11 protein-coding genes are annotated in these 8,519 nt (G+C 68.7%); 6 read left to right on the top strand and 5 right to left on the bottom strand.

Annotated elements, in window-relative coordinates:
- Positions 1-77: 77 nt before the first annotated feature.
- Both ACOJVU_RS16995 and ppgK read right to left on the bottom strand, forming a co-directional pair.
- Positions 78-1,604, bottom strand: coding sequence for an RNA polymerase sigma factor (locus ACOJVU_RS16995; protein WP_421530835.1), 1,527 nt, complete (start codon positions 1,602-1,604; stop codon positions 78-80).
- A gap of 174 nt (positions 1,605-1,778) precedes the next feature.
- Positions 1,779-2,588, bottom strand: a complete 810-nt coding sequence (ppgK, locus tag ACOJVU_RS17000) for a polyphosphate--glucose phosphotransferase (protein ID WP_421530836.1) — start codon at positions 2,586-2,588, stop codon at positions 1,779-1,781.
- Between the two features lie 109 nt (positions 2,589-2,697).
- Between ppgK and ACOJVU_RS17005 the strand changes: the two genes are divergently transcribed.
- A complete protein-coding gene (locus ACOJVU_RS17005; protein WP_421530837.1) occupies positions 2,698-3,564 on the top strand; it encodes an inositol monophosphatase family protein in 867 nt (288 codons plus the stop codon).
- A 9-nt stretch (positions 3,565-3,573) separates the two neighbouring features.
- Here the strand turns inward: ACOJVU_RS17005 and cei are convergent, their stop codons facing one another.
- Positions 3,574-4,224 (bottom strand): envelope integrity protein Cei, encoded by a 651-nt coding sequence (gene cei, locus ACOJVU_RS17010; RefSeq protein WP_421530838.1) that lies wholly within the window; start codon positions 4,222-4,224, stop codon positions 3,574-3,576.
- A 182-nt stretch (positions 4,225-4,406) separates the two neighbouring features.
- Between cei and ACOJVU_RS17015 the strand changes: the two genes are divergently transcribed.
- The gene (locus tag ACOJVU_RS17015) at positions 4,407-4,709 is read left to right on the top strand and encodes a DUF4193 domain-containing protein (RefSeq protein ID WP_421530839.1); all 303 of its coding nucleotides are present in this window, start codon (positions 4,407-4,409) and stop codon (positions 4,707-4,709) included.
- A 12-nt stretch (positions 4,710-4,721) separates the two neighbouring features.
- Here the strand turns inward: ACOJVU_RS17015 and ACOJVU_RS17020 are convergent, their stop codons facing one another.
- The gene (locus ACOJVU_RS17020) at positions 4,722-5,201 is read right to left on the bottom strand and encodes a DUF3093 domain-containing protein (protein ID WP_421530840.1); all 480 of its coding nucleotides are present in this window, start codon (positions 5,199-5,201) and stop codon (positions 4,722-4,724) included.
- 25 nt (positions 5,202-5,226) lie between these two features.
- Here ACOJVU_RS17020 and dut point away from each other — a divergent pair, with 25 nt between their 5' ends.
- Positions 5,227-5,691: a dUTP diphosphatase gene (dut, locus tag ACOJVU_RS17025; RefSeq protein ID WP_421530841.1), complete on the top strand. Its 465-nt coding sequence runs from the start codon at positions 5,227-5,229 to the stop codon at positions 5,689-5,691.
- An 80-nt stretch (positions 5,692-5,771) separates the two neighbouring features.
- Positions 5,772-6,521 (top strand): DUF3710 domain-containing protein, encoded by a 750-nt coding sequence (locus ACOJVU_RS17030; RefSeq protein ID WP_421530842.1) that lies wholly within the window; start codon positions 5,772-5,774, stop codon positions 6,519-6,521.
- 16 nt (positions 6,522-6,537) lie between these two features.
- Here the strand turns inward: ACOJVU_RS17030 and ACOJVU_RS17035 are convergent, their stop codons facing one another.
- Positions 6,538-7,236: an alpha/beta fold hydrolase gene (locus ACOJVU_RS17035; protein ID WP_421530843.1), complete on the bottom strand. Its 699-nt coding sequence runs from the start codon at positions 7,234-7,236 to the stop codon at positions 6,538-6,540.
- 130 nt (positions 7,237-7,366) lie between these two features.
- Here ACOJVU_RS17035 and ACOJVU_RS17040 point away from each other — a divergent pair, with 130 nt between their 5' ends.
- On the top strand, positions 7,367-7,735 hold the full coding sequence (locus ACOJVU_RS17040; RefSeq protein ID WP_421530844.1) for an OB-fold nucleic acid binding domain-containing protein: 369 nt from the start codon (positions 7,367-7,369) through the stop codon (positions 7,733-7,735).
- A gap of 29 nt (positions 7,736-7,764) precedes the next feature.
- Positions 7,765-8,427, top strand: coding sequence for a DUF3159 domain-containing protein (locus tag ACOJVU_RS17045; protein WP_421530845.1), 663 nt, complete (start codon positions 7,765-7,767; stop codon positions 8,425-8,427).
- The last annotated feature ends 92 nt before the right edge of the window (positions 8,428-8,519 follow it).

An 8,519-nucleotide genomic window follows, 5' to 3' on the forward strand; every position in this document is an offset into this window, starting at 1 on the left:
TTCCCCCCGATCGCCGAGGTGCCGGGGCTCGGCTGGTCCGCGCAGGCGTGACTCGGCGGGCGGCGCCGGACACAACGTCAGTCCAGGTAGTCGCGCAGCACCTGGGAACGGCTGGGGTGGCGCAGCTTTGACATCGTCTTGGACTCGATCTGGCGAATACGCTCGCGGGTCACCCCGTAGACCTGCCCGATCTCGTCGAGGGTGCGGGGCTGGCCGTCGGTCAGCCCGAAGCGCAGCCGTACCACGCCTGCCTCGCGCTCCGACAGGGTCTCGAGCACCGACTGCAGCTGGTCCTGCAGCAAGGTGAACGACACCGCGTCGACGGCCACCACGGCCTCGCTGTCCTCGATGAAATCGCCCAGCTGGCTGTCGCCCTCGTCTCCGATGGTCTGGTCCAGCGAGATCGGCTCGCGGGCGTACTGCTGGATCTCGAGCACCTTCTCCGGGGTGATGTCCATCTCCTTGGCCAGCTCCTCGGGAGTGGGCTCGCGGCCCAGGTCCTGGAGCAGCTCGCGCTGGATGCGGCCCAGCTTGTTGATCACCTCGACCATGTGCACGGGGATGCGGATGGTGCGGGCCTGGTCGGCCATGGCGCGGGTGATGGCCTGGCGGATCCACCACGTCGCGTAGGTGGAGAACTTGTAGCCCTTGGTGTAGTCGAACTTCTCGACCGCGCGGATCAGCCCCAGGTTGCCTTCCTGGATGAGGTCGAGGAACGCCATGCCGCGGCCGGTGTAGCGCTTGGCCAGAGAGACGACCAACCGCAGGTTGGCTTCCAGGAGGTGGTTCTTCGCGCGATCGCCGTCACGGCAGATCCACGTCATGTCTCGGCGCTGGGCTGCGGGCAGTTTGTCGCCGCGGTCGGTCATCTCGGTCATCAGCTGGGTGGCGTAGAGCCCGGCCTCGATCCGTTTGGCCAGCTCGACCTCTTCCTCGGCGTTGAGCAGCGCCACCTTGCCGATCTGCTTGAGGTAGGCGCGAACCGAGTCGGCGGACGCGGTGAGTTCGGCGTCCTTACGTGCCTGACGCAACGCTTCGGATTCGTCCTCGTCCCACACGAAATCGCCGGACGCCTTGTCCGTCTCGCTCGGCTCGGCGATCTCCTCGTCGTCTTCGGCGGGAGCCGTCACGGCCGCGTCGGCGGGAGCGGGGGCGGGGGCCTCGTCCTCGGAGGTGCCCGCGTCCAGGTCGGCGTCATCGCCTTCCTGTACCGCCTCGTCGTCGAGGTCCTCGAGGGCGAGGTCAGCGATGTCGATCTCCTCGCCCGGCTCGTCGACGAGGACCGGCTCGGTGTCCAGCTCCTCCCCGGTGTCCTGGTCGGTCGTGTCGGCCGGCAGTTCCCCGGTTACCGCTTTGCTGCCGCGGGCGACTCGGGTTTTCGGCGTGGTGCTCTTTGCGGCGGCGCGGGTGGTCTTGTCGTCGCCGGCCGCCGTCTGGGCTTCGTGATCCGCGGACTTGGTGTGCCGCGGCGCCGACTTGCCGGCCCGCTTTGCGGGCGCGGTCCCGTTGGCGGACTTTGCCGGCGGCCGTTTGGTGGGTGACGCTGGTGACTTGGTGGCGTTGCGCTTCACCGGTTCCTCGGTGCTGGGTTTGGTCGCTGCCACGTACACCCCTTCGGTCGGATTCACTTTCGGTGCTCTGGGCATCCTGAACCGAAAGTGTCTGCTATGTCGAATGTCGGCGTCGGATATCAGCGTCGCTGCGCTAATGGATTTTGGGCTGCCGCCGAACGCCATTGTAGCGATACCGGGTGCTCGGACCGCCCGACCGGGCACATATCAGTACTTGAGGTCGTGCGTCACGGTGGCGCCCGCGGCCATGGCGGCGCCCACGATGCCGGCGGTGTTCTCCAGGGCCGCGGCCACCACCGGGGTGCGGTTCTCGAGCAGCGGGATCCACTTGTCGGCCTCGCGGCTGATGCCGCCACCTGCGATGAACAGGTCGGGCCAGATGGCGTTCTCGATGGCTAAGAGCACCCGGGTGACCTGCTTCGCCCACTTCTCGTAGCTCCAGCCGTGCTTCTCCTTGACCGACGACGCCGCCCGGTGCTCGGCCTCTTTGCCGCCGACCTCGAGGTGGCCGAACTCGGTGTTCGGTATCAACGTGCCGTTGTGGATGAGGGCGGAGCCGATCCCGGTGCCGAACGTCAGGAGCACGACCAGTCCGGCGTTGCCTTTGCCCGCCCCGTAGTGCTCCTCGGCGAGTCCGGCCGCGTCGGCATCGTTGACGATCGTCACGTCCTGACCGTTCAGTTCGGCGCTGATGATGTCGCGGGCGTTGGCGCCTATCCAGGAATTGTCGACGTTGGCCGCGGTCTGGACGACGCCGTGGGTGACCACGCCCGGGTAGGTCACCCCGAGCGGACCCGTCCATCCGAATCCGTCGACGACCTCGGCGATGGCTTTGGCGACAGCCGCCGGCGTGGCCGGTTGGGGGGTCGGCACCTTGATCCGGTCGCCGACCAACAGCCCGGTGTCCATGTCGACGATGCCGCCTTTGATCCCGCTGCCACCGACGTCGACGCCGAATCCACGACGTCGCGTCACACCGGCGACCGTCGTGGGGCCAGGTGAGTCGGTGCTGGTCATCGAGTCTCCTCGGCGGGGAGAGGTGGGGGATTGTCCGGCTCACCTTAGCTTGGCGACGACGCGAGCTGCCGCTTCGGCGCGGTCGTGGCGATTGTGATGCGATGGAGTGGTGACGGGAACCGACGACGACCCTGCCCAGTTGCGCTCAGTAGCCCAGACGTTGGTCACCGAGGCCGCCGTGTTCGTGCGGCGCCGCCGCGCCGAGGTGTTCGATGCGGCTGCGGGTGGCCGCGGCGACGGCGCGGTGCGCTCCAAGAGCACTCCGACCGATCCGGTCACCGTCGTGGACACCGAAACCGAACGGCTGCTGCGAGATCGGTTGGCGTGCCTACGTCCCGGTGATCCAATCCTCGGGGAGGAGTGCGGCGGGCCCGCCGCGGACGCCGTACCCGACGGTGCGGTCACCTGGGTGCTCGACCCCATCGACGGCACGGTGAACTTCGTGTACGGCATCCCCGCCTACGCCGTGTCGGTCGGCGCCCAGGTTGATGGTGCGTCGGTGGCCGGAGCGGTCGCCGACGTCGTCGCCGGCCGGGTGTACTCGGCGGCGGCCGGTCGCGGCGCGTACGTCACAGACGGGCACGAGTCGCGTTCGTTGCGGTGCACGGCCGTCGATGATTTGTCGATGGCGTTGTTGGGCACCGGGTTTGGATACTCTGCGACGCGGCGCGCGGCCCAGGCCGAGCTGCTGGCCAGGATGCTTCCGATGGTGCGCGACGTGCGCCGCATCGGCTCGGCGGCCCTGGATCTGTGTATGGTCGCCGCGGGGCAGCTGGATGCCTATTACGAGCACGGCCTGCAGGTGTGGGACTGCGCCGCCGGCGGGTTGATTGCGGCTGAGGCCGGGGCTCAGGTGGTGTTGCCGCCCCGCGACATCGACGGGGCGGGCCTGGTGCTGGCCGCCGCGCCCGGGATTGCCGAGGAGCTGATCGCGGTCCTGGAGCGGGTCAACGGGCTGGACCCGATCCTGGACTGAGCCGCGCACTCAGCAACTGCTGGCGTGGACCTTCTGCAGCAGCATGGGATCCGACGGCTCGGTGGCGCCGGGGCGCAGGCTGGCCAGCACGGTGTCGATGTCGTCGTTGTGCGCCAGCGTGCCGAAGTCGGTGCCCACCGCGAGGTCGACGGAGTCGTCGGCGCGGTTGTCGTTGAACAGTTCCGTGCACGGCGCCACCAGCCATACCGCCGCGGCGGTGGCTTGTCCGGCAGTGCCGAAACGGATCTGGCCCTGGCAGTTCAGCCGCGTGCCGGCGTAGATCGGGTCGTTGGCGGCGGTCGGCTGCGCGAAGCCCAAGTCCTTCATCGCGCCGGCGACGTCGGCGGCTTGGCCGCCCCGGCCGCTGGCATTGAGAACCCGCACCTTGGCGTCGGCGAGCTTGGCCGGTGACACGTCCATCATTGCCGTGCGCGAAACCTGCTCGCCGAGTTGCGGGCGTGCCGACCCGGGCGGCTGGGGCGGCGGATTGCACGCCTCGGCTTCGTGCACTTTCACGGGTCGCGTCAGCGCCACCGTCCATGCCACGCCGGTCGCGACGATCATCAGCACGAGCACCACGATGGCCGGTCGAGGGTTGCGGCGCCGAAATGGCCGACCGTGCTTGTCGAACGCTGTACCCTCTGTGATTTGTGCGACCACAGGTGCACTCTAGTCGCACGTTGATCTCACTAGTTTGAGGCCGAATGCAAGACTTATTTTCGACTGTGACGTAAATCACGCATTAACGGGTCGAGATTTGGGCACCAATAGTTTGGTGGATGCGTTCGACGCTGGTACAAAGCGGTGCTTGAACTTATTAGGGCATGTGAGGGGATAGAGCGATGCCTACCGATTACGACGCTCCACGGCGTACCGAGACCGACGATGTCTCGGAAGACTCGCTGGACGAGCTCAAAGCACGACGCAACGAAGCGGCGTCGGCGGTGGTAGACGTCGACGAGTCCGAAACCGCTGAGTCCTTCGAACTCCCTGGCGCCGACCTGTCCGGCGAGGAACTCTCCGTGCGCGTCATCCCGAAGCAGGCCGACGAGTTCACCTGCTCGAGTTGCTTCCTTGTGCAACACCGCAGCCGGCTGGCCAGCGAAAAGAACGGCGTGATGATCTGCACCGACTGCGCGGCCTGAGTCGCCCGAAAGTCAACTGCGCAATGCCGACAGCACCCGACCGGGGCGACGGCAACTCACCAGCCAGTACGGCGTGGGGTCGTCTGGGTCGTCGAGGACGACCAGAACCATCGGACCGATCCACGCCCGGTGCAGCACGTAGGCGGCGGGGTCGAGTTGGCGGCCCAAGGCCGCGGACTTGGCCGAGTGCGGTATCTCGGCGGACCGGGTTATCGCCGTGACGGGCAAATGCGCTTGGCCCGCCCACAGCTGGACGCCTTCGGGCCCGGCGGTGACTTGTATCTCGACACGGCCCAGCCACAGCAGTGTTCCCGTGGCGACCGTGAACAGGGTCGCGAACGAGACCCAGGCCGGCAAGGCGGCGCCCGCACCCATGTTGACCTCGAAAGCGACCAGACCCGCCAGCGCGAAGCCGAGCGGCCACCACCACCACGGGACCCACAGCCGCTCGCGATACCGCACGCTGCGCGGCGCGACGCGCGTTCCAGACATGCGGTCAAGGGTAATCTGTGCCCCCGTGCCGACCCCTCTGGCGATCGTTCGCCTCGACCCCGAACTGCCGGTGCCCTCGCGCGCTCACCATGGCGACGCCGGCGTAGACCTCTACAGCGCACAAGACGTCACGCTCGATCCCGGCCACCGTGCGCTGGTGGGGACGGGCGTGGCAGTCGCCATCCCGGTGGGCATGGTCGGGCTGGTCCACCCCCGCTCGGGATTGGCAGCGCGGGTGGGGCTTTCGATCGTCAACAGCCCGGGCACCATCGACGCCGGTTATCGCGGTGAGATCAAGGTATCGCTGATCAATCTCGATCCCGCCGAACCCATCGTCGTTCATCGCGGAGATCGCATCGCCCAACTCCTGGTGCAGCGGGTGGAATTGTTGGAGCTGGTGGAGGTCGCGTCGTTCGACGAGGCCGGGCTGGCCCAGACATCGCGCGGCGACGGCGGTCACGGATCTTCCGGGGGGCATGCGAGTCTGTGACCACCGTCGATGATGCAGTGGGGGCACCTCCCAGCCGCGAAGCGGCGAGCGGGACGAAGCGATGAGAAGGAGGGGCGCTGATGGCGGTATTCGGCAGGCGCTCAGGTAAACGCGGCGCAGACGACGCCGCCGTGGAATCGGAACAGCCCGCCGACGCGCGGTCTTCCGACGAGCCGGTCTCCGACGAGCCGGGCGTACTCGAGGGCCCGTTCGACATCGACGACTTCGATGACCCGTCGATCGCCGAGGTGGCCCGACTCGATCTGGGTTCGGTGCTCATCCCGATGCCCGCCGGTGGCCAGTTGCAGGTCGAGCTGACCGAATCCGGTGTTCCCAGCGCCGTGTGGGTCGTCACACCCCATGGTCGATTCACCATCGCGGCCTACGCGGCGCCCAAGACGGGCGGTCTGTGGCGGGAGGTGGCCGCCGAGCTCGCGGAGTCGCTGCGCAACGACTCGGCCAAGGTCAGCATCCAGGACGGCCCGTGGGGCCGGGAAGTGGTCGGCAGCGCCGCCGGCGTGGTGCGTTTCATCGGGGTCGAGGGTTACCGCTGGATGATCCGCTGCGTGGTGAACGGCACGCACGAGACCATCGAGGAGTTGGACCGGGAGGCGCGCGCGGCGTTGGCGGACACGGTGGTTCGCCGCGGCGATACGCCGCTGCCGGTGCGGACCCCGTTGGCGGTACAGCTGCCCGAGGCGATGGTCGCTCAGCTGCGGGAGGCCGCCGCCGCGCAGCGGGCCCAGCAGCAGGGATCCGAGGGCCCCCCGGAACGTCGCAGCGCTCAGGGGTCGGCCATGCAGCAGCTGCGGTCGACAAGCGGCGGCTGATCCGGGCTGGCGCTGCTCACAGGTCGCCCAGCGCGGCCAGGCAGGCCGCGCCCAACTCGCCGGGGTCGGCGCCGAACTGGGCCAGCGTCACCGTCCGCAGCGCCGCGCATGGCGCGGCGCAGACCCACTCCTGCGCCACTTGAAGCGGATGGATGGGGTCGTCGACGGCGGCGACCACCGCCAGTGGCGGGGTCAGCCGGGCGAGTTCGGCGCGCCGGGGGGCGACGTAGCGGGCCGCCTCGTCCATCGCGTCGGGCAATTGCGGCCACTGGACCCGCCACGACCGGGCGAGCTCGTCGCCGAGCCAGCCCGGGCTCGATGACCGCATCTGCGCCGTCGCGGCTGCCAATCCGTCGCTGCGCAGCCGGCCCGCCGAATAGTGTGCTGCCAGAGCGGCAGGCGCGGAGCCCGGCGCTCCCGTCCACGCCGGCAGCGCGGCCAGCACGGCGACCGTGCGATCCGGGTGCGCCAGCGACCAGGCGGTTGCCACCGCCGCGCCGATCGAGATGCCACCGACACAGACCAGGCCCGCCTGTGCGGCCTCATCCAGCGCGCGCAGGTAACCGTCGATCAATCGCTCCGGCCGCGGGGGCGGACTCACCAGCACCGCTCCGAGCCCGTCCAACGCGCCGGAAAAAGCCCGGCGCACGTAGGAGTCGTCGGAGCCTGTACCGGGCAGTAAGACGGTCGTGACATCGCGCAGATCGACACCCATCGTCCCGATACTGCCCGGCCGTGGCGGCGGTTCCGACACGGGGTTTGGTCCGGCTGGCGTGGGGGAACCAACAGGTCTACGGTGTCCGTTGGCATAACGGAAAGCGCCACCAGCATTGTCAGGAGCGGCCATGGGGGCCCAAGGATATTTGCGCCGGTTCACCCGTCGGTTGACGGAGCATCCGGAGCAGCGCGACTGCGAGGAGTTGTCCGACGAAGTCGTGAGTACCGGTGCGCAGCGTGTGATCGATTGCGAGCGTGGCCAGGAGGTCACGATGGTCGGCACACTGCGCAGCGTGGAGACCAACGGCAAGGGCTGCTCGGGCGGCGTGCGCGCTGAGTTGTTCGATGGCACCGACACCGTCACCCTCGTGTGGCTGGGGCAACGCCGAATTCCCGGTATCGACTCGGGCCGCACGCTGCGGGTGCGGGGCCGGGTGGGCAAGCTCGAGAACGGCGCCAAGGCGATCTACAACCCGCGCTACGAAATTCAGCGGTGACCGTCTCCGACGAAGAGGTAGCCGACCCGATGGGCCCGAAGGACCGCGACGGCAACACCGCGGGTAGCGGGGCCGAACGCCTCCTGGCGCAGCTGGGCGGCGTCGGCGGTGTTGTCTACTCGTCGCTGCCGGTGGTCACCTTCGTGCTCGCCTCCACCCTGTTCGGGCTGCTGCCCGCAATCGCCTCCGCCTTGGGCGTGTCCGCGCTGGTGCTGGTATGGCGGTTCATGCGGCGCGAATCCATGCAACCGGCATTCTCCGGCTTCGCGGGTGTCGGCGTGTGCGCACTGATCGCCTATGTCGTGGGAGAGTCCAAGGGCTACTTCCTGCTCGGCATCTGGACGTCGGCGCTGTGGGCGGTCGTGTTCTCGGTGTCGGTTCTGGCGCGCCGGCCGCTGGTGGGCTACCTGGCCAGCTGGGCCGGCGGGCGCCGGCACAACTGGCGTGGCGTACCCCGGGCGGTGTACGCCTTCGATGTCGCGTCCCTGTGCTGGGTGCTGGTGTTCGGTGCCAGGTTCCTCGTACAGCGGCAGCTCTACGAGGCCGGTCAGACCGGTTGGCTGGGCGTGGCCCGGATCGGGATGGGCTGGCCGTTGACAGCGCTGGCCGCGTTGGTCACGTATGCGGCCTACAGGTCGGCCCAGCGCGCCATCTCCGCTGTCGACGGCGCCGAGGCCCGCCGCGCCGACTAGTGGTCTTGCCCGTTAATCCGTCGGGCCCGTTCGCTGGGGTGTCGAGACTGCGGTGGCAGCGCCGAAACGCGAAAAAAGTAGCGCTGAGCACA

This window comes from Mycobacterium sp. THU-M104 (assembly GCF_049197365.1).
In the GTDB taxonomy this organism is placed as follows: domain Bacteria; phylum Actinomycetota; class Actinomycetes; order Mycobacteriales; family Mycobacteriaceae; genus Mycobacterium.

What these genes read in the sequence shown, in the direction of transcription:
- ppgK (WP_421530836.1), bottom strand. Translation starts at nt 2,588, where the DNA reads ATGACCAGCACCGACTCACCTGGCCCCACGACGGTCGCCGGTGTGACG.
- ACOJVU_RS17015 (WP_421530839.1), top strand. Translation starts at nt 4,407, where the DNA reads ATGCCTACCGATTACGACGCTCCACGGCGTACCGAGACCGACGATGTC.
- ACOJVU_RS17020 (WP_421530840.1), bottom strand. Translation starts at nt 5,201, where the DNA reads ATGTCTGGAACGCGCGTCGCGCCGCGCAGCGTGCGGTATCGCGAGCGG.
- ACOJVU_RS17030 (WP_421530842.1), top strand. Translation starts at nt 5,772, where the DNA reads ATGGCGGTATTCGGCAGGCGCTCAGGTAAACGCGGCGCAGACGACGCC.
- ACOJVU_RS17035 (WP_421530843.1), bottom strand. Translation starts at nt 7,236, where the DNA reads ATGGGTGTCGATCTGCGCGATGTCACGACCGTCTTACTGCCCGGTACA.
- ACOJVU_RS17040 (WP_421530844.1), top strand. Translation starts at nt 7,367, where the DNA reads ATGGGGGCCCAAGGATATTTGCGCCGGTTCACCCGTCGGTTGACGGAG.
- ACOJVU_RS17045 (WP_421530845.1), top strand. Translation starts at nt 7,765, where the DNA reads ATGGGCCCGAAGGACCGCGACGGCAACACCGCGGGTAGCGGGGCCGAA.